Raw genomic sequence first — 26,314 nt, forward strand, 5'->3', positions numbered from 1 at the left:
TTACTTCAGCCTTCTGCGAATGTCGTTCAGCTTGGACGACATTGTTCTGTAGAACTGATAGATGTCTTCTCCGTTAGCCAGTTCTACCCGCTCATATTCCAGACGATCACGCGATTCCATGAACAGCGCAGCCAGATCATCCAGCTTTGTCAGCAGTGGGGTGATATCTTCTGAAGCCGTCAGATCATTATCCCGACGGGAGGCTTTGCGCAGCAATGTACTGCGATCCTTCTCCGCCAGACCACGGAAGTTGCCAAACACTTCATACTCGGCAAAGTTACGGCTCTTCATCAGGTTTGCGAACGGCTCCCATGCATCTTCTTCCGGGTCACGGTCATAGACGTAGAGCGCACCTTTTTTGACGATGGTGTCAGTATATAACGCTTCGATGAAGCGGTCATACCACTGCTCTTCGTCCTGGTACTGGGCAAGAATGCCTTCGAGTTCGGCGACTTTGGCCGAGATGGCATTCATCTTTGCCAGTTCCTCACGTACGCGCGCGATCAGCTGCGGGGAGCGTACCAGGTTTTCTTTGGCCATATCTTCATTAATACTGCCGAAAATATCCTTAACTCCTACACGTGGCAACCCTTCGGATTGCAGACGTTTTAGCTCGATCACCGCCCGCTTCACTTCCCCGAGGTTCGGCGTGGTGGACGTGAGACGCATGTCGTAGGCTCCCAATTTGGCAGACAAATCAAACGCTTCTGTTGTCACAATCGCATACCGGTTGCTTGTATTCTCATCAATCGATTTGGCTGTCACAATGTTGTATCCGAGTGCCTGTACGAATTCGTTACGTACACGGGCGTTATACTGCTTCACGCGGGCGTTCTCGTACACATCTCCCCATGATTTCTCTGGAATCGGAGACGGCAGATAGGTCCAGTTGTTTTTCTCCGTTTGCACCAAGTGACGACCAATGCCTTCTTTGTCCAAAATGGTACGTTCATAACTTTCCTCATATACTTTGAGTGGTGTATAGACAAAGAGTGGCACCCCGTTGCGGGTGTTCAGCCAGAATATCCGGTTACGCACTTCACTTTCCTTAACGGTAAAATGAGACTTGCCCACCGCATTGTTCTGATAATTGCGAATCCCTTTCAAGATGCCTGGCGCCTGTGCCGGTACCGATACAAATCCCCATGAAGGGAAATGCAGACTGCCTGTACTGTTGCTCAGATTGAACACCGGAACAGCCTCATCATCCAACTTGCCAGCAATGAAACGTTCCACGAATTTCTCAACCGACTCATCCTGACCATATTTGATCACCAGGAAATCTTCCATGGAACGGGTAATCAGATCACCGAATTTCTCACTCAGGAAGTCGGAGATGGAGCTGACGATATCAATCTCGTTTTCTTTCACCCACTGGCTGGAGTTTTCCAGCAATTCACGAGAGAAGTCACGGATCAGATCATCTGTATCACGCTTATCCAACAGCCCGTCCACCACACTGACGATATCCGGTACACTTACAACGTTCCAGTAATATGTTTTGTTGCCTTTGTGATCGGCTTGTTCCTCGCCACGTGTCAGCAGATCACCGTTCTTGGCGAATATCGAGCTAAGGGCATTCAGCGTTTCGGTAAATACGTTATAAATGCGGCTGTTCTCCTGGTTCAGCAACTCATACAGATCTTCATAGAACTCGATCATCTGATCGTTGCGTTCCACGTCGGCGTGCAGCCAGTACTCATGAATTTTTGCTTCAATATAAGCATTCTTTTTCTTCTCTTTGGAGACAAAAGCACTCTTCGCATCGCCCAGCTTCTCTTCGGACTGCTCCTGAGCTGCTTCAATATCACGCGGAATGCGGAAGGCATTCTCACGCAGCGTTTCGATGTACGACTGAATCATCTTCAGTACACAGAAACCTTTTTCCGTATAAATCAGACGGGAGACATAAAACGGACCTTGTTCGGGATGCAAAAACATACGCCGGATCTGTTCAGTGAACTGACCCGCAATCTCACCAGGCAGTTGTTTCTTCGCCTTGATATATTCTTCACGAGCACGAGCCAGGAAGTTCTGCTCCAGTTCGGTATCCATATTCACAACCTGTGATTTCACCACGTTGCCATAGGATAGACGCTCACTGTTCTGATAACCAGGTAGCGGCTCTGGCACGCGTGCTTCAAAAGACTTGACCACACTTTCGAGATCAATACCCAGCTTGCGGGCAAACTTCTCGGTATCCTCCTGGTTTGGTGCTTTGGAGAACATGGTGTTCATTTTATCGAACATCCGATACGCCAGATAAGTGGTCATCTCTTCAATCGGCAGGACAGCCGAAGATGCACCGATGATGTTGTAATCATAGTTAGCCGGGTACACCTTGTTCATCTGTGCAATGTTGGTGCGAATGTTGCTGATATAGTCATGGATCGCAAACTCCTCACCAGACTGCTTCTCCTCACTTGCCATGAAGTTGGTAATGTTCTCGGCCGTGACGTTCATGCAGTAATCGTAGGCGTTCTCTAGCAGTTTGCCTTCGGTGTTCGTCGCAGAGATCAGATGACACAGGTTAAATGGCGGCAGTGGTGAGTTAACTGTTAAAATATTGCCGTACTTCTGTGTAAATCGCTCACCGCGGCTATCCACGTTCATCCAATAATCCAGCTCTTTGAGCGCAGCATATCCATTCTTGCGAATGTATTCGCGAGTGTGTTCGCTTAAGCTTTTGTTGGACAGGTTCACGTCTGGCGTGAACAGGTATCCAAGCGTATTGACGCGGTCAATCCCGGCAGAGCCGTGATCCCGTTCGATAATACCGCGCACGATATAGGAAATATCGAGGAAACAGCCGCTGCCTGTACCGCCGGACAGACCTGTCAGCAGGAACACCATCAGTTTTTTGTTGGTGCCTACGGATAAGGTTTTGATCTTTTTGTCGATAGCCTGTACGACCTGATTAATCTTGGTGAACAGGAGCAGACGTCCAGCCTGACGCACACCTGCGGCGCCGTTCATGCCGTCCGTAATGCTCAGTTCGGGAGACAGCCAGTCCGTAATATAAGGCTCCAGCACGCTGCGGTTTTGTAGAAGTCCGCCAATCTCGGCATTGGACAGCAATACGAATTCATTGATCGGATCAAGTCCGATTCCTTTATACTTTTTGGCACGATCCTGTTCGTTTGTCTCAAAAGCCAGAAACTCCACATTGTCCGGCTTATCCATTTTTTTCTTGGATACCGGGTCCTGTGGCAGCTTGAAACGACGGTTGATCTGATATTTGAGGCGCAGCAGCGCATCAATTCCCGTTCCTCCCAGACCAATGATCAGAATGGGGTTATCAATCGTATCAACTCTGATCTTCTCACTGACAATACCTCCGCCAAGTGATACATCCAGTTGCTGAATATGTTCTCTAACAATCGGTTTCATTCCATGTCCTCCCTTTAGTTAGACCAGTTGGGCACAAACTCATTACACTTGCCACTCCGATGACAGAGTAACCTTCCGATCGCTGTTATCCTCAGATTTTTTTGGTTCCCTTTTCTAAAGGGAAAAATCTGAGGATAAAGGCGAACGCTTCGCTTCTTCAGGTTTTCTCTGTCCTCTCCGTTCTCGTGTAAACAATTATATCCAACTTAAATTTGCATTCCTTTTAAACCAAACAATCAACTTACACCAGATACTCAATTAAAATGGTCTTGTCCGCCTGTTGCAGCGGGATGCTCAGTCGGTCACCGTTCTTCAGTTCAACGCCTGAGCTTGCATCAACTGCACGTCCGGATTTCTCCAGCGTACCGCCTGCGGTGTTACGGATTATAATTCGATCCCCATTGCTGGGCGTAAATACATATTTTTCGGTTTCCTTCAGCTCAGGGTCCAGTTGCAACAACTGATGCAGATGGAATCTGCCCCGGAAGGATACCAGCTTTTTATATTGCGGATATGATTTATCTCCCGTGTTCTCATCACGAATCTCCACGACCATCTGGCCTACAAAACCTCGATTTTTTCGTTTCAGCCAGCCCAGCAGGAACCATGCACCAACACCGACCACAATCAGAGCTACAACACCCAGGATGACAGGCAACCAAGGAAACGGCTTGTCCTGTTCACCGCCAGACGTTGTTGGTTGAGATCCACTTCCAGCTGCTCCGGTCGCGTTGATCGTGATTGGCTCACTTTCACGGTAGAAGCTGTCTTCTTCCGCACGGATGACTAATTCATAGTTATGATTGTCTGGTACTTCAAACGTTCCGGCAAAACCAGAACCTGTGTTTTCCAGCGGTTGTTCTTCACTTTTGCCTGTATCCACATCTTTCACAACCAGCGTCGCCTTCATATCTGTATACAGATCATTATCCTGAAGTGGCTGACCGCCATTCTCCAGTTTGGCTGCAAGATCTACCTTGTCCCCTTTGGTATAGGACTTGGTCTTAATTGGGTCCACAACGAGCTGAAGATCATAGTTGAACACCAGGTTGATATCGATGCTGTCTTTCGGAGCCCCTTTTACCCGAAGTTTCCAGTCTCCCTCTTGGGGTTTCAACAGCTTCACGAGTGAATAACTCTTCGACGTCGAGAGCTTGGCTGCATCCGAATTCAGGTCCACGGCTTGTCCGGAAGGGTCCGTCAATTGCACTTCCACCGGCTTCGAAGACATGATCGAAATATTTGCTTCCAATACACTGTCGTTCGGCACATTCACGGTAACTTCCTGATAACTGCCGTTTCCCGTTACAGAGGGCAGCTTCACGACATTCAGCTTGGCATGATCGGCGAAGATCTCACTCAGAATCTGTGGCAGATCATCCGGCGTATCGGTAATGAATGATTTACCTCCGGTCTGCTGAGCCAGGTCTGCGAGTGCATTCTTGTTCAGTTTTCCATCGGCGTTTAGTCCAATCGTATACACCGGAATACCCTGATCCTGTGCTTCCTTCACGGCTTTTGCCAGGTCAGCATCAGATTGTGCCTGTGTACGGCCTTTGGTTTTGTTAAAGTCATTGTTGCCATCCGCCAGCAGCACAATCATTGGCGAGTGGGATGGGTCTGCACCATGATTCAGTATGTTGACGGCTTCGGCGACACCAACTGAGACATCGGTATATGGCCCCCGGCCGAGCTGATCAATAAAATCTTTCAGGCTGCTCTTGTCCGCATCGGACTGAATCTCCAGCATAGCCTTTTCCCGCTCTACCTGATCGGTATAAGCAACAATCCCTACCTTGTCCCCCTGGACCGGCAGCATATCAATAAACATTTTCATGGCTTCATTACTAATCTTGTCACGGTCACTTGTATTCATTGAGTTACTTACATCGGCTACAAGTACCGCATCGATTCCGCTTGTCTGTGCCTGAGCCGCTGCAGCTTGTGGCAGCAACGCTTGAGGTAACAGTAGCGTTAGAATTGCCAGTAGAACCATCGTTCCGCTGAGCCAGCGTATTTTGCGTGTCCGCAGCATTGGGTGTACTCCTTCACGTTTGAGATTAAAATGGGAATAGTTTATTATAGGCGTCAAGCCTTAAGGAAATCTTAACAGTCTACTAATAAATTCTGAAAAGCACCCCTATCTTGAGTTACAGTTTTGTAATGACTGACAAAAATCGACGATTTCATGCCTTGAACTGGCACAAAAGTACCAACTATGGAAATATGATATAGTTATTGCCAGCAAACTGCAATATAACAGCGCTTGTTCACCAAGCCATAGAAGGGAACGGATTATGGTTACATACGGATGCCTCGCCATATTGTTTCTTTTTGTCATCATAAAGGGTTTTGCACTCCAGCTTCATCGGAGGAAACCAATTTCCCGCGAAGACACGGATCGTACCCTCTACACTATTCTGAATGGTGAGCGTGATTAAGCATGAGTACTAAACTAGTTGTATCCATACGACCATTTCATCGAACGACCTATGCCTATGAAAAGTTGCAAGTCTGCTCACGTTGTGGACAGTACACCTGCCTGTGGGAAGAGGAGTGCACGGCCTGTGGCCGGGGTACCCTGAACTCCGTTCAGTCGAAGGCGACTTCCCGTGTGAAACGCCGCATTGCACGCGACCTGTTCATTACCATATTGTTCGGTGCTGCTGCCACCTATTTTGGTGAAACCATAGATCAGACCATGGCGGCAGCCAGCGTTTCCCTGCTGCTTCTGGCCTTACTCATCTTCATGCAGAAACGTTCGTTCGAGGTAGAGCAGCAGCGCGAGTTGAAGCGCACGTTGCAACAGGATGAGGAACTCATCCGCCAGGGTATTAACCGCAACTGGGCTCTGGTCGCCGAAGCTCGAAAGCAGGATGAAGCACTTGCCTATGAGATGCTCCGCGAGATCGGCTCACTCGTCTACAATGACCGGATTCGACTGCAGCAGGTTGCGCTGTTACAATCCTTTGTCCTGCGCAGTGATATGGATCTGCAGCTCAAGCCCTTGCTACTACGCAGTTTCGAGCGGCTGCTCGCTGAATATATCGGTGAGATCGCACGACTTAAGCCGGATTTGATCCGTGAAGATGCGATTCGTTATATCGCGACCTATGAAGTGAACATTTTACAGCTGCACAATGGAATTCAGATACTTACAGCCGTAGCTGCTGCTGCCGTGCGCAAGAGCAAATATATTGAGTTATTCCCTAGTCTTATTACCCGCTACGCCCGCTTTATGCCCAAGGATCGCTTCATGAGACTTTATCACACGATTGAACGCTATCCGAGCAAGGCACGAGGGGGATTGGCAGAGTCGGTAGGTCGGGTGTATAACGAGAAATATCGGGATCAATACGCAGATGTTCAGCTGTAGGGATGATATATTGAGAAAGAAAAACGTAGTTTAGTGCAAACTCACTCCCTGTATATAGACGAATGCAATTTTGTCCACCCCTGCATGCGCGTCAGCACCACAGATCGAAGGTTATGCTTCTAATGATATAAGAATTAATCCAAAAACACCCCATCCTTAGGTCTAGGATGAGGTGTTTTTGGATTTTATGGCAGTCTGCCAAATGCTAAGCGAAGTACACGAAAAAAAAAGAAAGACTAGATGGGGAATACCTAAATGGCATCTTCCATGGATCAAGCAGGCGCGCCAACAGACACTCGCAGATGACAAAAAGAATAAGCGGAATTGATCATCTGTACTGGTGAAAAAAGGGCCGCGACGTGGTTCCGTCGCGACCCTTGATCTGAGGGTTCGGTACATCTGTACCCGAACCCTCTCATATGTGCCATGCCAAACCCTGTGGCATGGCATGTTGCCTGCGCAATTGCGGCTGCATCGCCGCTTGCGCCAAGGCTTTACCGTCCGCGACGAGAATCGCGACGGTCGCCCTTCGCCGGTCCGCGTCCTGCGGATTCCGGACGGCGAGAGCCTTCGCTGCTGCGCCCGGCGGTGCGCTTGTCGGCACTACGGCCAGCCCAGCCGCTGCTAGCTGCGCGGCCTCCTTGGCCCGCTGCACCGCGACTGCTGTCGCTGCTGCGCGCGGAACCACGACCTGCGCTGCGCTCGTCGCCACTGCGACCCGCACCGCGTCCACCTTGACCTGCTGCACCGCGACTGCTGTCGCTGCTGCGGCCACCGCTACGCCCCCCACTGCGGCCGCCTTCACTGCGTCCACCTTCGCCGCCGCGGGAACCACGACCCCCACGTCCGCCATCTCTGCGATCGTTACGGCCTGCACCGCGACGGGCACTGCCTGTTCCGGAAGAGCGTCCGCCTGAACGTTCGTCATCCCCTTGACCGTTGATGGAACGTCTAGCTGCTCCAGTTGAAGCAATTGGACCTTCGCTCGTCCACTGGATACGGGACAGCTTCTGGTCGATCCCTTGCTCAATACGTGCAAGTTCCGGTCTGTCGTGCTCTGTTGCAAACGTTACAGCAAGACCTGTACCGCCTGCACGGCCCGTACGACCAATCCGGTGGATATAACTTTCCGCATCATGCGGCATATCGTAGTTAAACACATGCGTTACGCCTTCAACATCAAGTCCACGTGCAGCTACATCTGTAGCAACGAGCACTTGCAGTTTGGCATCGCGGAATGCTTTCATTACGTTCTCACGCTTGGATTGGGACAGATCTCCATGAAGTTCATCACTTGCATAACCTGCTTCACGCAGATCTTGGTTCAGCTTGGATGCACGACGCTTGGTCCGGCAGAAAATAATCGCCAAGTATGGGCGATACGTATCAATCATGCCGCGAAGTGCTTCTAATTTACCGCGATCCGTACATTCCAGCACTTGCTGACGAATCTGTTTGATCGGGATAACAGATTGGGAAGATACTTTTACATCTTCCGGATCTTTCATGTAGGTCTTCGCCAGATTGCGAATGCCCTTTGGCATCGTTGCTGAGAACAGCATTGTCTGACGTTTATGTGGTAGCTCGCTAAGAATCGTCTCCACATCGTCTAGGAAGCCCATGTGCAGCATTTGGTCGGCTTCATCCAGCACCAGTTTTTTCACATTATCCAGCTTCAACGTGCCACGGCGCAGGTGATCCAGCAGACGACCCGGTGTACCAATAACGATCTGGGTACCGTTCTGCAATTTACGCAGTTGTTTGTCCACATCCTGCCCGCCGTATACGGCAAGCACGTGCAGTTTATCGTCGTGAGCAGTAAGCTTCTTCGCTTCTTCCGTAATTTGCAGCGCAAGCTCACGCGTAGGCGCGATAATCAGCGCTTGCGGAGAACGGTCGGATACGTTAATTTTCTGAATAATCGGCAGCAAAAATGCCAGCGTTTTCCCTGTTCCTGTCTGTGCCTCGGCGATAATATCGCGTCCACCCAGCAGTACCGGAATCGAACGCTCCTGTACCGGAGTCGGCACGGCGATGCCCTGATGTTTCAGGATCTCGCACCATTCCGGGCGAATGCCCAGTTGTTCAAAGTTTGCCAATCGTTACACCTCTGTATATTCATTTAGATAAGTCCATTTCATAATGACCTTAGTATCAGTATCTGCCATCAAGACTAGTTTTCCTTATATCAATCATGATTATGAAATGAATTTTTTAAAAAGCAATCCACTCGTTGCTCTTCTTCTCCATAACCTGTAGTTTACACGTTAGTCAAGCAAAACAAAAGGGGATACAGCGTTACACCCCTAACTTGTAGCACAAAATCCCAAGATCAGCGTAACTTGTATCGACCAAGTGAGTTTGAGGTTGATTTTGACAGAGAGTGTGAGGATGATTTTTACAGTAACCATAGGATCCCCTCTGAGAACGATGATGAGTGGAGCAAGATAAGGCGCTAACTCGAAGTATGACTCTGACTCTGTAGAATGGGATTGAGGATTGAACTGCACGTGGTCAGGCTGAGGGCATAGCGGGTCACACTGTCTATGGTACTTTTTGAGATGGATGTAATGGATCGTTATGTTCATAATCCCAGGATAGTTGAGAGATATCGTTGAGATAGAGATAGCTGCTATGATTCTATAAATTGTTGTGAAGGTCATCCTGAAAAATGATCAAAAGGAAGCAATTTTGCGAAAGTATCAGGAATTGAAAGGTACCTTACATAACTCTGTACATTGAGATCAGAATTCAAGATTTCTCGCGGTTCGAAAATAGCTCTCACGATGAAATCCCACGTACCACTAATTCTAACGAATCCAGGATACCCTATTACGCCAATTAGAGCCGTTTGGATTTTCTAACGAACTCCAGTCACCTTATTACTCGGAAATACCCGCGAAACGGCATCAGTATATGTGGAATCAGCAAAATAAGATGTCTGAGATTCGTTAAAATAACGAAAACATGAAATACCCCCATATAAGACGTGCCAGGTTCGTTAGAGTTTACACACACTGAAGGAACAAGCTTGAGCACAATAACATCGGCTACAGTAATAACAACATTTACTAGGACCAGAACACCAACTACAAATACTAGAACTAACAACAACAACCAGCACTACCTATACTTCTACTAGAACTATTACTACAACTGCTACTCCAACTTCTACTTCTACTTCTACTAGAACTACCACTAGCACCATTAGAACTACTACTACTTCTTCTTCGTTCTTCTCTCTTCTTCACTGTTCACACCACACACTCTAATAAAAAAAACAACGACCCCCTCTCCCCGAACTTACATTGGGGAAAAGTGCGCCGCTGATAAAAAGTATCTTTTTATGTTGTCTACTACACAGGGCTGTCGCATGTCTGCTCAACACTACTTTAGGACAGTAGCCTTCATAACTTCATTGCTTGTTTAGATCCTTAATTCCAGATTCACTAAACCGTTCATTTTTCACCTTGTCCGCGTAACTATAGTCAGACAATGCACCTTTGGACAACAACCTTCGTTGCAACCAAGTTACGAACCGTGCCCTCCAGCTGTAGCAAACCCACTCCGTTCAAGAATGCGAGTGCTCTCTTCGTTTAACCCGCGCAGGTGCACGGTTTTGCCAAGCTTCGCATATTTGAACTTCACTTTTCCAATAGCCACAACCGCAGTGTTATCCCAGATATGTGACCCTCCGAAATCAATCGTGATCTCCTTCGGATCGGCCTCTGCATCGAACTCATCCACGAATCGGGACGAAGAGCCAAAGAAGAATGGTCCGTGAACCCGATATACCTTCTCCCCTTGCTCTTGGCTCGCCTGTACACGAATCTTGGTCTGTTTCCAGCCAAAATGCAACACACTGAGCACAACGCCGACCATAACCCCGATCGACAGATCGTGAGTATAGACCACAATTGCCACCGTCACGATCATGACAAAGGCTTCCGCCCGCGGCACGCGAGTTATATTTTTGATGGAACTCCAGTCGAATGTTCCGATACACACCATAAACATTACACCAACGAGCGCCCCCATTGGTACCTGTTTCACCACACCGCTAAACAGCAACAACAGGATCGCGAGAAACGCACCCGCAGTAAACGTAGATAATCTTCCACGTCCGCCAGACTTCACATTAATGACCGACTGCCCAATCATCGCACAGCCGCCCATGCCGCCAAACAAACCGTTCACAAAATTCGCGATACCCTGACCACGCACTTCACGGTTCTTGCTGCTCTTGGTCTCGGTCATCTCATCCACGATTGTTGCGGTCAGCAGAGATTCCAGCAATCCAACCAGTGCCATGGTGAATGAATAAGGCAGCAGAATCATCAGCGTGTCCCAAGTCCACGCAATATTTGGCAAGTGGAACATCGGCAGAGTGCTCGTTATATTCCCCATGTCGCCGACTGTTCTTACGTCAAGATGAAACACCAAGGTAATAATCGTCATCACGATAATTGCAATCAGTGGAGCTGGAATGCCTTTGAAAAACCGTGGCAAAATATAAACGATCGCCAGCGTGCCCGCTACCATCGCATACATGATCCAGTTCGCTCCCGTGAAGTGGGTTAACTGCGCCATAAAGATGAGTATCGCCAGTGCGTTAACGAATCCGGTCAGTACCGAATGAGGCACAAACGTAATAAATCTCCCAACTTTAAATATGCCCAGTAAAAACTGGATAATGCCCGTCAAAATCGTAGCCGCAAAGAGATATTCCATGCCATAATCCTTGACGAGTCCAACCATTAGTACCGCCATGGCACCTGTTGCCGCCGAGATCATACCTGGTCTTCCACCAGCAATCGAGATCACAATCGCAATCGTAATCGAAGCGTACAACCCGACCATCGGATCGACACCGGCAATGATGGAGAACGCAATGGCTTCCGGAATTAACGCCAGCGCTACCGTAATGCCTGCCAGCACGTCTCCGCGAATGTTGCCAAACCATTGTTGTTTTAAAGTATTCATATGTTCTTGCCGTTCCTCCTACGCGTATTCCTCATAATGAACAATCTGCTGAAGAGTAACGGAAGCCGTTCACACTAACCAACTACCCAGGACAGCACAAAACAACGGATTCCTCTCCGCTTCATTCGCCTATGCTCTTGCCTGAGTTGCATCATTATTTACCATCCATATAGCCTTGACGGGTTAATATGCACTCATGTCTTTTCCGTTCCAGTGTGTACCGCTGGTGTTCCATTACTGCCTCAGTTGTCTTACTCGTGCGACATCAGGAGCTGATCCTGATGCCCATAGGTTTTCCCCTCTCAGAAAAACCGGGTCCGTTAATGTACTGACCTATTATTATAGTCACAGGACCGGATATGTACTAATACAGTTAAGGCGAAAAAACAGAACCTTTTCTTCTATTATCTTAATCTTTCTATAATTTACTCACCAATTCTCTATTCACAAAAAATAACCCGCAAAGATCCATTGAAGAAAGTCTCTTTACGGGTATTCTTGTGATGTAATGCTGTTGCTAGAACCTTCCCGATTTGAATATCGAATAGAGCAGGAAAGCCACCATCAGAATCGCCACCAGGAAACCAATCTCAATGACCGGAATATCCCACAGCATCGTGGACTGATGACTGATCGACGAACCGATAATCAGGCCCACCATAATGATACAGAAGGCAAGTAACACAATACTGAAAGACAGCCGATTGCTGATCTGGTCCATTCTGCGCATGAGTGCATCCAGTTCAGGGACACTAATCTCCAGTCTCAGCTTGCCTTTGCTAATAATGGATGATAATTGCCTTAACTGCCCTGGCAGACCAATGACACTCTCGGCCATATCGGCCGCACTGCGGAACAAGCGATTCTTGATTCTTCCAGCGCTAAAACGTTCCTTGATCAGCTTCCGCCCAAAGGGCTCGGCCATATCTACAATGCTCAGGGAAGGATCGAGATGTTCGATTACACCTTCCATCGTCAGCAACGATTTACCAAGCAGTAGAATATCCGCAGGCATGACAACCCGGTGCCTCTGAGCTACGCCGAACAAATCATTCAACGCCTGACCCACACTGATCTTGGAAAAGGGAATATCGTAATATTTGGTACGTAACTTGTCCAAATCCACATGAAGCCCACGCAGGTCCATGTCATCTGGCATCATGCCCAATTTCTCAATCGCCCGAATCATACTGTCGGTATCTTTGCGCATTAACCCAATAATAAGCGAAGCAAGCTGTTGTTTCATCTCATCACTCAGACTGCCCACCATACCGAAGTCTATAAAAGCAAGACGTCCATCCTTCAATACCATTAGATTGCCCGGATGTGGGTCAGCGTGAAAGAATCCCTGAATAAAGATCTGATTCAATAATGAATCCACCAGCCGCTCCGCAATGTTGTTCAGATCATGGCCGCGTCTGACCAATTCTTCACGATCATTGAGCTTGATACCTTCGATATACTCCATAGTGAGCACACGGGACGAAGTCTGATCCCAGTAAATTGTCGGGATTTTCACCTTGTTGTCCTGTTGGTACTGCTGTGCAATCTTTTCCGTATTCCGGCCTTCGACCGTATAATCCAGCTCGGCCATCAACGCCTGAGCATATTCTTCGACCATTTGCGGAATCTGATATTGCTTCACCCAGTCCCAGCGCTTCTCGGCCATGGCTGTCAGTTCACGCAAAATATCCAGGTCACGCTGCACAATACGCGATATGCCCGGCCGCTGAATCTTGATGGCTACCGATTCACCGCTTTGAAGTTTGCCCAGATGCACCTGTCCAATGCTGGCCGCAGCTACAGGGGTATCCTCGAACCGGGAAAAGATCTCCTCCAGCGGTGTATCCAATTCCTGTTCCAAAATACCCCGTGCCGTCTCGGAAGAGAACGGCGGGACCTGATCCTGCAACTTCACCAGCTCGCGAATGACAGACTCAGGCAACAGATCTGCCCTTGTGCTTGCGAGTTGCCCCAGCTTAACGAAAGCTGGCCCCAGCTCCTGCAGCACAAGCCTAATACGTTCACTCAGCGTTTTGGTGGTGTGTGCTTCACGCGACATCCACCGTCTGGGCAGAGCCAGCAACTGGAACAAACCCAGCTCCTCGACCATATAACCGAAGCCATGACGCACTAGCGCCATGGCAATTTCACGGTATCTGCCGACATGTTTGATTCGCACTGCCATCTACTCGATCTCGTTTCCTTTGAGAGGAGGAGGAACTTCAAGTGGAGCTGGGGATTCATCAGGTTGAAGCTGTGGTGAGTGGCCCAGTTCGGCAAGTTTTTTCTCCAGAACGGCAACGCGCTGTTCCAGACTGGTTACATCACTTTCGGATGCCACACCAGCTTCCTGAAGCACACGCTTGACCTGTTCTTGAATCACTCTCTTGAACTGGCCTTGCTCTTCATCGCCCCGTTCCAGCAGACGTTCAACCAAAGCTTTGGATTCACCGGGCGCAAGTTCCCCGCGCTTGACCAAATCATCCACGGTTTTCTCAATTTTTTCTTTGCTTACGACAGTAAGACCAAGCCCTAACGAGATCGCCTTTTTGAACAAATCGCTCATTTTTGTCATCCTCCTCTTCGTTGATCTCTATATTATACCCCTTATACTCTGCATGCAAAAATGTCAGTCCGATCAGACGTAACGCGCAGCCCATTTGCCTGCTTGCAGAAGTAACTTCCGGTACGTTTCGTGTGCAAAAGACGGCACATGGTGACCCGGCATCAGATAAACAATACGCCCAACACCATATCGATGAGCCCAAACCGCAGGCTTTGGTCCTTCTTCGGATTGATATTCAAGTAATATTTTCGTTTCGGCAAAAGAACCAAATTCGAACTGATAAGGCTCTTCTTCCATTGTGAAATTCGAAATGCCCTCCGTCACGGGATGGCTTTCCGCCGTTACAGTGAATTCAAGCGGTGCATACGCCGGATGATGCAGGAACTTGGCACCGATCATCTGTTTGAGCTCATAACGATTTTGGAGCGAAATGCCGTTATGTATAATGACCAGTCCACCCCCATTACTTACATAGGACAACAAACCTGCTGTCTGCTGTGGAGAGACTTTACCCTTCCAATCGTCCATGTATGAGATACATACATCAAACCCGGTTATATTTTCTTGCAGCAGCATATTCCGATTCTCACTGCACTGCACAGTCATAGTATCATGGAAAATTCGGCTAATCTCCGCATCCACCCCCTGAAGCGGGTGCCAATCCGGATGTGTATAATCGCCAAGTAATAATGCTTTTTTACGATGATCCATTCAATTAATCTCCTTTCTTGTTCACCTCACTGTATAAAACCAACTACCAGGGGAGCTTCTCTCCCTTGTAGTCCACATATGCGGGCTGATCTCCTTTAAACTGTTCATGGCGGTCGATAAGTACTGCGATATGCTGTGCAGATTGCTCGGGCGTGAGATCCGCAGCAACATCCAATTCGCCCCTCATATAACTCTGTACCCAACCGGGATGCACAAGCATCACTTGTCCGCCTTCATCCTTCAGACCATTGTGCACAAGACGGGCCTGCATGTTCAAAGCAGCTTTGGACATACAATAGGCATACCACCCATCCCGACTGCATTGTTCTATACTTCCAGCCTCGGAAGAGATATCAACAATCAGCTTGACCTTTCCTTGAAGAAGGAGGGGTAACAGGGAATGAGTCACACGCAGTGTACCTAAGGTGTTCACATTAAATACTTCAGCCATCTCCGCCATATTCAACGGCCCGCGGATATGATCCGTAATACTTCCTAGTATAGCCGCATTATTGATCAGCATATCCAAATGATTCGTATCCAGCTTCAATGTCTCCGTGAACAGAGCTACCGACAGGTCGTCCGCGATATCCAGTTCGATGGCGCGCAGATGGTCAGGATATCCTTCTGCAAGCATACGAATTCCCTCGGAATCTTCCACGTCCAGACCGGCCGCATACACGAGATACCCTCTCTTCAGCATCTGTGCCGTCAAAGCCAATCCCAATCCACGAGCAGCTCCCGTTACACATACGGTTCTCATCATGATGTCCCTCCCTCGCATAATGATTCTGTCTTTTATTCATTCCACATATTCATCTGAAAACCTTTAATTCAGAATCGGATCGCCAACTTCACGACCAAAGACTCAGGAGGTAAAAGAAAGATTAGAGCCATTTTGCTTATTGAATTCAGCTATCTATTTGAGCTATAAATAGTTGTTGTTATCTCTGCATATATCGCTCCTGCCGATAGGCTAGACAATGCTCCACCCATCTTCGAGCAGCTGCCGGATAAGAGCCCAGATGAACGTGCGTATACCCCGCCACGATGTTGCCTGCGGCATATCCCTCTTGCTTCAAGCCACGCATCCCCTTGGTCTCATACGCATAAGGAATCGTTTCTTCATCACGATAGGTCATTGTCGAATAATGAAATTCATGACCCCGAAGTACTTCACCCTTTTTCAGCAAAAAGGAATCCCGAACGCTACTTGCTTCACGGTAGCCAAGCGCAGCGCGCTTCTTCTGCATCTGCACCTGTGCGTGGATAATGCCCGCCATGTCGAAAGTAACTCCCTCTCGGTCGGTCAACGTTTCTCCAAGTACCATGTAACCACCACACTCGGCAAATAAAGGCATGTTGGATTGTGCTGCCAGTCGAAGTCCTTCCAAGAAATCTTGGTTACCGGCAATCTCTGCTGCAAATTCCTCTGGAAACCCGCCGCCCAAATAGACGCTATCCACATCTGTTGGAATACTTTCGCCAGCGAGCGGACTGAAGTAATGTAATCGTGCCCCGGCTGCTTCGAGCAATTCCAGATTATCGGGATAATAGAAATTAAATGCCGCATCGCGCGCAACGGCAATGACAGGCTGTACCGCATATGATACATGTCGATTATTAACGTGGATCACTGAATTGGAATGTAGATCGTAATTCGAGCCAGATTCAGCATTAGCCGAATCAGCGTGGGCAGTAGTCGCAGGACTCAATTCTTCTGTATTCAAAGGCGGGGCGCTTGTCGCCAGATCCAGCAGAAGATCCAGATCGGTGCCTTCCATCAGCACATCGGCAGCCCGCTGAAATAATGGCTCCAGTTCACCGCGCTCAATGGCAGGTACCAGCCCCAGATGTCTCTCCGGGATGGACATGTCTTCGTCCCGCTTCAGCCAGCCAACCACAGGAATGCCGCACATCTGCTTAATGGCTTTTTGCACAATGGTATAATGACCCGCACTTCCACAACGGTTGACGATTACTCCGGCAATATTTAATTCAGGCTCCAGCTGTTGAAAACCCAAGACAATCGCGGCCGCACTGCGAGCCATGCTGCGTACGTCCACAACCAGAATCACAGGGGTCTGCGTGACCAGAGCAATCTCTGCAGTTGAGCCTGTATTGCTGAGCGGATCTTTGCCATCGTAGAGGCCCATAACGCCTTCAATAATGGAAATATCATGTCCCGCCGATGCCTTCTCGAACGTATCTCTCACGTATTCAGGCGATGTCATCCATGCATCCAGATTACGTGACGGTCTGCCCGTGACGGCGGTATGGTATGTCGGATCAATATAGTCCGGGCCGCATTTGAACCCTTGTACACTCAAGCCACGCTGAGCAAGTGCTCTCATTAGCCCCAAGGTCACTGTCGTTTTTCCTGCACCACTTCCGGTCCCTGCAATGATAAGTCGGGGTCTGGCGTTACGATCTGCAATGGTCATCGTCATATCCACCTTTACTTCTAGATAAGAAAAGCTTCTGATCGAAGCACTATCAAGGATATACATTCGTGTTTTAGTTATAACGTATAAATTCTATAATCTAAACAAAACCGCATCATATAGCGATGCGGTTAAGATTAATGCACACTCTTTATTCATGAAGCGACGCCAAAAGCTTTTTGTCGAACTGATCTAAAAGCAGGCCACTAATCTCTAATCTTGGCCGCACGCCCTGCTGCAAAGTAACGTCCAAGCTCAACGATGAGTGCTCCCATCTTCTCTTCCTCCGGAATGACCAGTGCCTCAATGCCTTCTTCACGCATGGAGTTTGCGGTAACTTTACCTACAGACGCAGGAATTACACCTTGTCTGAAGGCTGCAAGCATCGGCTCAAGCTTGTCCTGGGAGGCCGCATATTGCGTCAGAAATCTAACCTGCGGCCCACTTGTGAACGCAACAGCATCTACTTCGAAATTTAGAATTTCATTCAATAACTGTTCCAGTTCTGCCTCTTCTGGCGGTACATGGCGGTAAGGAAGCACTTGTCTGACGATGGCACCTTGTTCTTCCAACCATGCAACGAGTTTGGGAGCTGTCTCCCCATGAAGCTGCAACATAACCTTTTTCCCTGCGAGATCATGTGGGGTGAATTCTCGGATAAGCCCGTCCGTGCTACCGTCATCATCTCGTACCAGCGGTGTTAGCTTGCGCTTTTTGAGCGCATTCACCGTCTTGTATCCCCTTGCCGCAATTGAGGATTCTGATAATACATCCAACAATTGGCCTGCCACTTCCATATCCTCAGCCATTTCAAACAATGCATCCAATCCCATACCCGTCGTTAATACCGCCCAATCTGGCGGGTCTGAGATCCAGGATACCAGCCCATCCCTGATACTCCGATCATCCAGGAATACGGTCCCCTGTGCCGGTCGCACAAGCGGGATTCCACCCATTTTTTCAACCAGTATGGACATTTCTTTCGATTTTCGTGGTCCTGTCAATGCTACACGCACACCTGCCAAATGTTGAGCCATTCATGTTCCCCCCGTTAGTTCAGCCGAATGTTCATCAGTCTGACTACAGTATACAGGGTACTTCTGTGGAGGGAAACTGTACTTTCCCTCTTTTTGCCCGTTCATCTATAAGGATTTTTGATGGAATGCATCAGGAAGGCTGGAGTTCTCCGCCATGAGAATCTTTCCGTCTTTTCTCTCCGTCCTTCTCCGAATCAGCCGATTTTTGTTCCGGCTCATGTTTCTCTTTCTTTGACTGTTCTCCCGATCTCTGTTGGGTAGATTCTTTTTTATCCTTTTTGCGAGGACGAAGGAAAAGAAACAGCACGATAGGGAACATCACTTCAAATACAATGGCGATCCACGTCCATTCCCGAGTAAAACGATTGAGCTGAATGGCATTTCGGAAGAACCAGAATGCACAGACAAATCCGACAAGGGCAATCGGGCCTGTCAACACCTTTCCCGATACGTTCGGAATGATTCGCTTCAATCCCCAGCAGACAAAGTACAGGTCAAATGCAATCTTCGTGATCATAGTAGGCAAGGTTGCCGCTGCCAGCGCAAGGTCAAACCGATCCAAGAAATCACTGATTTGCAATTGTCTTGCCAATTCATAGGAGGGATACACCAACCTTGAAGCGATAGGAACTCCAATGGAGGTAATGGTCTCCACAAGGATTAACATCATCAGGAGTGCAGAGAGGATAATACCTGACACAACCGATTTATATCGAAAATCACTGCCTTTGATAACAAAAGGTAATGCAATCATCTCTCCGTAAAACGAAAATATGTACCAACTCCCCTTGCCCACTCCCGTAACATCAACGTGAAAGTACGGCATCAAATTATCCATATTGATCTGTTGAATGAGCATGAAAGGCACAATCACGGAGTTTAAGAGAAACAATGTCACATACAACTCCGACATACCGATCAAGGAGCCGAGCCCACCTCTGACGATAAAAACTCCCATAACGATCAGTGATAACACAATGATGGAGATGGGCGTGGTCTCTAACAGAGTTATGCTGATATAATCCCCCGTTAACCGGATATCCCTCGCAAACACAAAGAAAAAAAACAAAATGTACATCAATCCTGCGAGCCTTCCCAAAAAGGGGAATCGCCCAGCAAGGGCTTGAAATAGATCCTGATCCGGAAATCTCCGCTGGACCCGACTTAACATCCACATGGATGCAAGCATCACTACGACTACAGGTATATACGAGAGATAAGCGTGTTGTTCCGCATAGTAGATAGCTTGCGCGTGAGGCTGAATTAACGTTCCTGAAATACTGAGCAGCAGCACGAGCAGGATCATCTGACGGTGTGTCACTCTCTGATTCATGATATACCTCCTTTCCCTCTCGCGATCTCGCAAACTTAATGCATCCTGTCGACAACCTAGGGCAGTGGCAGTAAGCGCTGGATAACGTGGCTTATCCATACCGACACAAATAAGGTTTTGCTTAGATTAGTCACATAGAACCAAATGCCTGTAGCCACTGCTATCAAACTATAGGATAGCCAGCGATTAATGGCAGCTGCCTGTTTCAAATGTCTGAAATCCATCAAAATGACCACGATTACCATGGCCAGGAAGGTAAATAAGAGTGGTTTAATCATGTACAACTTCATCCTCTCCGACGCCAATTGGTTTATTGCTCACCCCAACGTTTTCAATAATGACATGGGGAGTAACCGTCACCTCGACTTCAGGGTATATGTCATCCCAGCGATCCTTCATCGTGTCCCACTTGGCCGGCAGATGTTGATGAATGGATCGACCGATTCCAAGAATGTCCGCATGATATTTCCCCTGAACCAACCGGACACCTTCCTCGATATCCAATTTTATTTTCTCGTGAATGGCTTCATTTATCTTCTGAATCTCATTCTCACGTCGGTCACCATAATTGGATTCGTTATCTACGAGAACTCCCTTGGCATATAATTCAATATTCACGGTGACCTTATCAGCCTTGATACTGGGATGTAGTGAAGCGTTGTTCTCGTTCAACTTGATGAACATATCTCCATCTCCGCCAGGAGCTTTAACCATAATCTCCGGCGCATTGGCTTCGCCCATAGCAAGAATGAGCGCATCAGCTGGAGCTTTGTCAATCATGCCAACCAACTTATCTTTCTTGAAGATGGCCAATCCATCCAGCTTGATGTTTGTTTTGGCGTCCTTCCACCCTTTTGGAACATTGGTCACTTTCGAAGCGACCGGCAGGAATGGATCCACACCTTCACTAAGAATGGCATCTATAAACGTTTTAAGTGAACGTGGATTACGCATATTGAGGAAACACAGTTCCCGCACCATCTCGGATGGAAACTTCTCTATAGGTGCATCCGTATCCATGACTTCATATGCTGCACCTTTTGTGACCACTGGCAATGCAGAGAATCGGTTCAGCGGATACCGCGTAAACAGATCAAGCATGGAGGCCACGCCATCCCGGGCAAGCTCCTCACCAATAAGCATCGTACGGCGATGCGCATAGTAGATTCTTCGTGAGAGTTCCTTTTGACCTTCAATAGACGTACCATGCAATGATTTGGCTGTATTGGATAACATGAACCAGGATTTATCTCCACTCGTGCCGCCTCCGCCTCCTTCACTACCGGAAGAACCGGATTGTCCCGGCAGAGCAATCTGAAGACTGGATCTGTAATTGTCTCCCTCCTTATCGACAGCAATACCAATCACAAAGGCAACATCGTTAATCTCCTTACGATCCCAGCAACCTGAAATAAAAGTGGTACATAACAACAGCGCTATCACTGCCCGGTACTTATATATGAACTGCATGGGTTCACCACCCTTCCTCAGCTTCAGGGGAACCGTTGATCTTTTCGGTCATCCGTTTCTGATCCCGATGTACCGTAGAAGGACGATTGATCATTTTCCACCATGGCACACGAATGAGAATGTCTTTGGTATCTGTTTTACTGTACGGGCTAAGACCGGAGAGATATGGGACACCGAACGAAGTCATCTGTGTCAGATGTACCGAGATCAGAACCAAGCCGATGACGATGCCATATAGTCCAAGCATACCTGCCAGTAACATGATCGGAAATCGGAGTAGACGCACCGTAATCGCGAAGTTAAATCGCGGGATCGTGAAGGAAGCTATTCCTGTCATGGATACGATAATAACCATCGGTGCGGATACAATCCCCGCTTGAACTGCGGCCTGTCCGATCACAAGTGCACCGAGGATACTGACAGCCTGACCCACTGTTTTGGGTAACCTGACCCCCGCTTCCCGGAGAGCTTCGAACGACAGCTCCATAATGAGCGCCTCAACCAAAGCTGGAAAAGGAATGGCTTCCCGGGCACCTGCGATACTTAGAATCAGCGTAGTTGGCAGCATGTCCTGATGAAATGTTGTAATAGAGATATACAAGGCTGGCAGGAACAGAGCGATGGCTACGAATAGGAAGCGAATCCACCGCACCAGATTACTGATGAAGAATCGCTCGTAATAATCCTCGCTGGCTTGCAGCATCTGCCACATCGTGACTGGAGCAATCAGCGAGAATGGGGTTCCATCTACCATAATGGCAAAGCGTCCTTCCAACAGATTGCCTGCAACGGTATCCGGCCGCTCCGAGTAGTGCATCTGAGGAAAAGGGGAATACGGATGATCTTCAATCAATTCCTCGATATAACCCGTCTCCAGGATGCCATCAATATTGATTTTTTCCAGACGTTTCTTAACATCTTGAATCGTTTTTGGATCGGCAATACCTTCCAGGTAGGTCAGCACAATATCTGTCTTGGTGTCTGTTCCAAGGGTCATACTCACCATCTTGAGAGCAGGTGTTTTCAGCTTGAACCGCAATAAGGCCGTATTCACACGGAGCGTTTCCGTAAATCCCTCCCGCGGTCCCCGAATCACGGATTCTGTCTGCGGTTCCTCCACACCACGTCTGACTCCACCTTTGACATTGAACATCCAGGCTTTGTTACTTCCGTCGACCACCAGAAGGGCAGAGGATGCCAGCACCCCTTCTGTCGCAGCAGCCCAGGTATCCACTCGCTTCACCTGTGTTAGCTCAACGGTTGTATCATCCAGTGGAACATCAGGTTCATCTGTTCGCTGCTGCACCAGCCCTCGAATAATCGGTCGCAGCATGTGTTCCTGGATATCAGCCGAATTGACAATACCTTCAATATAGACGAGAAGTCCTTTCACTTCAGGCGTAATCATGACGTTGCGAAAAACCACATCAGAACAATCGGAGAATATCTCCTTTACCGCCTTAATCTGAGTTTCATGTACTGCACTAATTGGCTGCCGAAGAAAAGGCGGGGACGGCAGTCCCAAAGGAATATGTTTTTTTTCTTCTGAAGCTCGTCCCGGTTGTCCGGACTTGTCTTTCCCAGATGTTTTGTCTGCCATATGCCGCCCCTCCGTTCTTGTTTTTATACAAGGTAGCTTGTGCCAGACAGCAGGGAATTATGTGGTCTTTTTTGCAAAATTACGATTAAATTCTCTGAGTTTTTAGACAGCAAAAAGGCCTCTGTATTTAACAGAGACCTCTGAGATGTTCCAAGTTCTATAGGTACTTATAAGTTAATCCGCAAAATAATCTTCAGGCACATAACGAATCTCCGACTTCGCATAGATGCTTAGCGTGTGACTCTCCCTGTCGTATACTACCCGTTCACCATCTACGTAGTACCAGTGTTTCAAAAGGGGCTGATCCTTGCGTTGGACAAAACGGAATACATTCAGTTCCTGTCTAAGCTCCATAATCTGTTCCACAATCTGCTCGTCCAGACCCGTAACGGTAAATATGAAACTTGTACCCTCCTGTTGGAACCGATAGGACAGGGAATCTGTTTTGCTATTAGCTAATCCTCGTCCGGTCACCGCATGTTTAACCATAAACCATTCCTGTTGCGCCATACGTGTATATCCTCCTTCATCTTGGAGTTCATTTCATCAGCCATCTACGGCAAATCAATAATCATATAGAACGTATCTTCGTTTCCTTGCAGTTCGATTGAATCCCGCTGTTCCACACGAGCCGTGTCGCCTTCGTTCAACAGGTACTCTCCATCCAATCCCAGCTTGCCTTCGATGGAGAAAATGTACATTCGGCGGCCTGCATCCTGATTAAAGGTTAACGTTTCGTCTTTGGCTAATCGGCCAAGGTAGATCGTCATATCCTGATGAATGGTCGCAACTCTTGGTCCCCCATCTGGGGATACAATCGGCACGAGTGCTCCTGCCAATGCCGCTGGATCAAATGATGTCGTCTCATAGGAGGGCTCCAACCCTTTTGTCTGTGGCATGAACCAGAGCTGAAGCAAACGTACTTCTTCGGTATCGGATGCATTATGTTCGGTATGAATCATGCCACTGCCTGCTGACATCCGCTGGATACCACCAAAGCCTGTAACGGCTACATTGCCCAGATTATCTTCATGTCGTAACTTGCCGTTCAGTACGATCGATACAATCTCCATATCACTATGCGGGTGAGCCCCAAAACCGCGACCAGGCGCGATCACATCGTCGTTCGCTACCCGCATCGGTCCAAACGCCGTATTCTCCGGGTCTTGGTATTCTCCGAAAGAAAAGCTGTGACTACCACGGAGCCAGCCTCGATCGAAGCTGGAGCGGGCATCGGATGGAATGACGTTAATCATAAAATGCATCCTCCTTATTTTTTCTTAGTAGCATACTTATTCTCATTGTAACAAACTATAGGCATGTCGTCCAAACGAAAAAAGTTCTCTACTGATCAGCCCGGTTCGCAATCAATTCCCGAACCGGCCTGGCCAATAAAGAACCTCGTTACAGGACTCATCCTGCACTTCATTATTTTTTAGCGATCGTTAGTCAATTCAAGCACTCACATTCTGGCGAGCGTTCCCCTGTCTGGAGAACAGATAATCCACGGCCAGGAGGCGGCTTCCTGTGAAGAGCAGTGTCAGGGAACCCGCAAGCAGCAGGTAATCTAACTCGGTACCACTCAGGAACGGCTCACCCACTTTGGCTGTAAACAGAACGCCAACCATCACGATGGCAAACAGGGCAGCAAACACACGTGTTCCCAGACCCAGAATCATCGCTGCACCACCTACCAACTCAATGATGGCTACAACGGATGCAAGAAATCCGGGAATACCAATACTTTCGAAAAAACCTACCGTACCGCTGATTCCACCTTCGAATTTACTCCAGCCGTGCAATACAAAGATCAAACCGATCATAATCCTTGAGAAAAGTAATCCAATCTCTACACTTTTATTATTCATGTTCATCTTCCTTCCTCATTATATTCGACTTCACATTTAGCCCAATTAATCTATCCGATGGACCAAACAAACAAGATAGACAGCAATAGAAAAACAGTAGCCGACATCAGAACAGCATAACGTGGCAACCTCAGCGTCACGTCCTGTTCCGGGTCCAGCAGACGTGAAATGCGGACATTCACCGACGTATCCGCAAATGAGGATTGAACGGTCAGTTCTTTGGCCCCCCAAGGCTCTGGACAAGCACGGAGCAGCTTGAGCAAAGCACTGCCAATGCCTGCCACATTGCCTGTACGCTCAATGGCCTCATTGTCTGCCAGAATTTCTCTAACAATATTGTAATGTTTCGAAGTATGCTTCAATACAGGAATATACGGCATCATGATTGCAAATACCGATAACAGTGTTGTCTTCAGTGGGTCACGGTGCCACAGATGATGGACTTCGTGGTACACAACTGCAGTCTCCTCTTCTGCATCCAGCATCGTCAGAAGTCCCGTGGAGAGTACGATGCAAGGTCTCCATAAACCAATTGTAAATGCAACCGGAGAATGCTTGTCCACCACAATGAATCCCGGCTGTCCGAGATGGTGATACTTGGACTCCAGTTCACGAGACAATGCACGCACTTCCATGGAGCGAAGCTTACGTACGGCTGCTCTGGTTTTCATGATACGCACCATTAACAACCAGCCTGTTCCCGCAAATGTCAGCAATACCAGTGCCAGCAGGAAATGTCCCACAGATAACCATCCCAGTCGACTCATCCAATGATTGCAGAGCCAGAGCAGGTTAAACGGGATATCCCAGCCAAAAATTTTGTACATCGCGTACATGAACATCTGCATGAACACGAGTAACGGAATGCCAAACCCGACGGTAAACAAAAGTTTCGAGCGGGTCTTCCACATCTTAATCGCTATCCTTTTTCCATTGTTTGATCTTCTGTTCCAAGCGTTCAATCAGACCCGCATCTGCTTCGTCCAGCGCATCCAGCATATGATTCAATGCCAAAGCTCCGAATTCATCCACCAACTCATGTGACAGTTCCTTGGATTGGTCGTTCATAAACTCCTCCTTGCTCTGTACCGGTTGGTACAAAGATGTTCTGCCCTTTTGTGACTTTCCGAGAAGTCCCTTGTCTACGAGCCGGTTCATCACGGTCATGACTGTATTAAAATTGACGTCTTTGTCTTGTTCAAGTGCGGTCTGCACTTCACGGATGCTACTGCCAGGACGAGCCCATAAAATGTCCATGATCTTGGCCTCCAGCGGACCAAAAAATCGGTTGAGCCCACGCTCACCCACTTTGAAATTGTGTATTCTCATTTTCTGACACCCCTCACACTACCCATTGTAGTGCCATCATATGAGAAGTCAACCTCTATGTCAGCTATTTTATGTAAATGATTTGTAAATTTGTTTTCCATTTCAGTAAAAAAGGCCAAAGACCGGGAGTTCCGCACGTTCGCGGTTCTGCCCGGTCTTCAACGAATATTAGTCCGTATGATGTTGTAGAACATGGTCAAACTG

Annotated in this window: 20 protein-coding genes; 1 reads left to right on the forward strand and 19 read right to left on the reverse strand. The window is 48.1% G+C overall.

Annotation, left to right across the window (positions count from 1 at the left end):
• Both MHI55_RS28870 and MHI55_RS28875 read right to left on the reverse strand, forming a co-directional pair.
• Window positions 1–3,390 (reverse strand): tubulin-like doman-containing protein, encoded by a 3,390-nt coding sequence (locus MHI55_RS28870; protein WP_340387885.1) that lies wholly within the window; start codon window positions 3,388–3,390, stop codon window positions 1–3.
• 241 nt (window positions 3,391–3,631) lie between these two features.
• The gene (locus MHI55_RS28875) at window positions 3,632–5,425 is read right to left on the reverse strand and encodes a VWA domain-containing protein (protein WP_340387887.1); all 1,794 of its coding nucleotides are present in this window, start codon (window positions 5,423–5,425) and stop codon (window positions 3,632–3,634) included.
• A 408-nt stretch (window positions 5,426–5,833) separates the two neighbouring features.
• On the opposite strand from MHI55_RS28875, the gene MHI55_RS28880 reads away from it, so the two are divergent.
• Window positions 5,834–6,766 (forward strand): hypothetical protein, encoded by a 933-nt coding sequence (locus MHI55_RS28880; protein ID WP_076209727.1) that lies wholly within the window; start codon window positions 5,834–5,836, stop codon window positions 6,764–6,766.
• A 494-nt stretch (window positions 6,767–7,260) separates the two neighbouring features.
• Here MHI55_RS28880 and MHI55_RS28885 read toward each other — a convergent pair whose 3' ends face one another.
• The 17 genes from MHI55_RS28885 to MHI55_RS28965 all read right to left on the reverse strand — a co-directional run bounded on the left by MHI55_RS28885 (window position 7,261) and on the right by MHI55_RS28965 (window position 26,110).
• Entirely contained in the window at window positions 7,261–8,865 is a 1,605-nt protein-coding gene (locus tag MHI55_RS28885; RefSeq protein ID WP_340387889.1) for a DEAD/DEAH box helicase, read from the reverse strand.
• A 1,432-nt stretch (window positions 8,866–10,297) separates the two neighbouring features.
• On the reverse strand, window positions 10,298–11,749 hold the full coding sequence (locus MHI55_RS28890) for a SulP family inorganic anion transporter (protein ID WP_340387891.1): 1,452 nt from the start codon (window positions 11,747–11,749) through the stop codon (window positions 10,298–10,300).
• Between the two features lie 517 nt (window positions 11,750–12,266).
• Window positions 12,267–13,937, reverse strand: coding sequence for an AarF/ABC1/UbiB kinase family protein (locus MHI55_RS28895; RefSeq protein WP_340387893.1), 1,671 nt, complete (start codon window positions 13,935–13,937; stop codon window positions 12,267–12,269).
• The gene (locus tag MHI55_RS28900) at window positions 13,938–14,318 is read right to left on the reverse strand and encodes a phasin family protein (RefSeq protein ID WP_036612779.1); all 381 of its coding nucleotides are present in this window, start codon (window positions 14,316–14,318) and stop codon (window positions 13,938–13,940) included.
• 72 nt (window positions 14,319–14,390) lie between these two features.
• Window positions 14,391–15,029 carry a ThuA domain-containing protein gene (locus MHI55_RS28905; protein WP_036667831.1) on the reverse strand — a complete coding sequence of 213 codons (639 nt, stop codon included), beginning with the start codon at window positions 15,027–15,029 and terminating at the stop codon, window positions 14,391–14,393.
• Between the two features lie 43 nt (window positions 15,030–15,072).
• Window positions 15,073–15,795 (reverse strand): SDR family oxidoreductase, encoded by a 723-nt coding sequence (locus tag MHI55_RS28910; protein ID WP_315371814.1) that lies wholly within the window; start codon window positions 15,793–15,795, stop codon window positions 15,073–15,075.
• A gap of 178 nt (window positions 15,796–15,973) precedes the next feature.
• Window positions 15,974–17,473, reverse strand: coding sequence for a cobyrinate a,c-diamide synthase (locus MHI55_RS28915; protein WP_340387895.1), 1,500 nt, complete (start codon window positions 17,471–17,473; stop codon window positions 15,974–15,976).
• 206 nt (window positions 17,474–17,679) lie between these two features.
• Window positions 17,680–18,510 carry a uroporphyrinogen-III synthase gene (locus tag MHI55_RS28920; protein WP_036667837.1) on the reverse strand — a complete coding sequence of 277 codons (831 nt, stop codon included), beginning with the start codon at window positions 18,508–18,510 and terminating at the stop codon, window positions 17,680–17,682.
• A gap of 130 nt (window positions 18,511–18,640) precedes the next feature.
• Entirely contained in the window at window positions 18,641–19,843 is a 1,203-nt protein-coding gene (locus MHI55_RS28925) for an endospore germination permease (RefSeq protein WP_076319283.1), read from the reverse strand.
• Between the two features lie 56 nt (window positions 19,844–19,899).
• The gene (locus tag MHI55_RS28930) at window positions 19,900–20,121 is read right to left on the reverse strand and encodes a hypothetical protein (RefSeq protein ID WP_036612790.1); all 222 of its coding nucleotides are present in this window, start codon (window positions 20,119–20,121) and stop codon (window positions 19,900–19,902) included.
• Entirely contained in the window at window positions 20,114–21,313 is a 1,200-nt protein-coding gene (locus MHI55_RS28935) for a Ger(x)C family spore germination protein (protein ID WP_051449524.1), read from the reverse strand. The genes MHI55_RS28930 and MHI55_RS28935 overlap by 8 nt, the downstream gene beginning before the upstream one ends.
• 4 nt (window positions 21,314–21,317) lie before the next feature.
• Entirely contained in the window at window positions 21,318–22,913 is a 1,596-nt protein-coding gene (locus MHI55_RS28940; RefSeq protein ID WP_051447282.1) for a spore germination protein, read from the reverse strand.
• A 174-nt stretch (window positions 22,914–23,087) separates the two neighbouring features.
• A complete protein-coding gene (locus MHI55_RS28945; RefSeq protein ID WP_036612792.1) occupies window positions 23,088–23,423 on the reverse strand; it encodes a hypothetical protein in 336 nt (111 codons plus the stop codon).
• A 44-nt stretch (window positions 23,424–23,467) separates the two neighbouring features.
• The gene (locus MHI55_RS28950) at window positions 23,468–24,169 is read right to left on the reverse strand and encodes a pirin family protein (RefSeq protein ID WP_036612794.1); all 702 of its coding nucleotides are present in this window, start codon (window positions 24,167–24,169) and stop codon (window positions 23,468–23,470) included.
• Window positions 24,170–24,367: 198 nt separating this feature from the next.
• Complete coding sequence (locus tag MHI55_RS28955; protein WP_100528505.1) at window positions 24,368–24,781, reverse strand: DoxX family protein; 414 nt, start codon at window positions 24,779–24,781, stop codon at window positions 24,368–24,370.
• Between the two features lie 50 nt (window positions 24,782–24,831).
• Window positions 24,832–25,692 (reverse strand): M56 family metallopeptidase, encoded by an 861-nt coding sequence (locus tag MHI55_RS28960; protein ID WP_340387896.1) that lies wholly within the window; start codon window positions 25,690–25,692, stop codon window positions 24,832–24,834.
• 1 nt (window position 25,693) lies between these two features.
• On the reverse strand, window positions 25,694–26,110 hold the full coding sequence (locus MHI55_RS28965; RefSeq protein WP_017691824.1) for a BlaI/MecI/CopY family transcriptional regulator: 417 nt from the start codon (window positions 26,108–26,110) through the stop codon (window positions 25,694–25,696).
• Window positions 26,111–26,314 lie beyond the last annotated feature (204 nt).

This window comes from Paenibacillus sp. FSL E2-0151, from assembly GCF_037993015.1.
In the GTDB taxonomy this organism is placed as follows: Bacteria; Bacillota; Bacilli; order Paenibacillales; family Paenibacillaceae; genus Paenibacillus; species Paenibacillus amylolyticus.

Bases quoted from the DNA above. Each gene is read 5' to 3' on its own strand.
- MHI55_RS28870 (WP_340387885.1), bottom strand. From the start codon at position 3,390: ATGAAACCGATTGTTAGAGAACATATTCAGCAACTGGATGTATCACTT.
- MHI55_RS28875 (WP_340387887.1), bottom strand. From the start codon at position 5,425: ATGCTGCGGACACGCAAAATACGCTGGCTCAGCGGAACGATGGTTCTA.
- MHI55_RS28880 (WP_076209727.1), top strand. From the start codon at position 5,834: ATGAGTACTAAACTAGTTGTATCCATACGACCATTTCATCGAACGACC.
- MHI55_RS28890 (WP_340387891.1), bottom strand. From the start codon at position 11,749: ATGAATACTTTAAAACAACAATGGTTTGGCAACATTCGCGGAGACGTG.
- MHI55_RS28895 (WP_340387893.1), bottom strand. From the start codon at position 13,937: ATGGCAGTGCGAATCAAACATGTCGGCAGATACCGTGAAATTGCCATG.
- MHI55_RS28900 (WP_036612779.1), bottom strand. From the start codon at position 14,318: ATGAGCGATTTGTTCAAAAAGGCGATCTCGTTAGGGCTTGGTCTTACT.
- MHI55_RS28905 (WP_036667831.1), bottom strand. From the start codon at position 15,029: ATGGATCATCGTAAAAAAGCATTATTACTTGGCGATTATACACATCCG.
- MHI55_RS28910 (WP_315371814.1), bottom strand. From the start codon at position 15,795: ATGATGAGAACCGTATGTGTAACGGGAGCTGCTCGTGGATTGGGATTG.
- MHI55_RS28915 (WP_340387895.1), bottom strand. From the start codon at position 17,473: ATGACCATTGCAGATCGTAACGCCAGACCCCGACTTATCATTGCAGGG.
- MHI55_RS28920 (WP_036667837.1), bottom strand. From the start codon at position 18,510: ATGGCTCAACATTTGGCAGGTGTGCGTGTAGCATTGACAGGACCACGA.
- MHI55_RS28925 (WP_076319283.1), bottom strand. From the start codon at position 19,843: ATGAATCAGAGAGTGACACACCGTCAGATGATCCTGCTCGTGCTGCTG.
- MHI55_RS28930 (WP_036612790.1), bottom strand. From the start codon at position 20,121: ATGATTAAACCACTCTTATTTACCTTCCTGGCCATGGTAATCGTGGTC.
- MHI55_RS28935 (WP_051449524.1), bottom strand. From the start codon at position 21,313: ATGCAGTTCATATATAAGTACCGGGCAGTGATAGCGCTGTTGTTATGT.
- MHI55_RS28940 (WP_051447282.1), bottom strand. From the start codon at position 22,913: ATGGCAGACAAAACATCTGGGAAAGACAAGTCCGGACAACCGGGACGA.
- MHI55_RS28945 (WP_036612792.1), bottom strand. From the start codon at position 23,423: ATGGCGCAACAGGAATGGTTTATGGTTAAACATGCGGTGACCGGACGA.
- MHI55_RS28950 (WP_036612794.1), bottom strand. From the start codon at position 24,169: ATGATTAACGTCATTCCATCCGATGCCCGCTCCAGCTTCGATCGAGGC.
- MHI55_RS28955 (WP_100528505.1), bottom strand. From the start codon at position 24,781: ATGAATAATAAAAGTGTAGAGATTGGATTACTTTTCTCAAGGATTATG.
- MHI55_RS28960 (WP_340387896.1), bottom strand. From the start codon at position 25,692: ATGTGGAAGACCCGCTCGAAACTTTTGTTTACCGTCGGGTTTGGCATT.
- MHI55_RS28965 (WP_017691824.1), bottom strand. From the start codon at position 26,110: ATGAGAATACACAATTTCAAAGTGGGTGAGCGTGGGCTCAACCGATTT.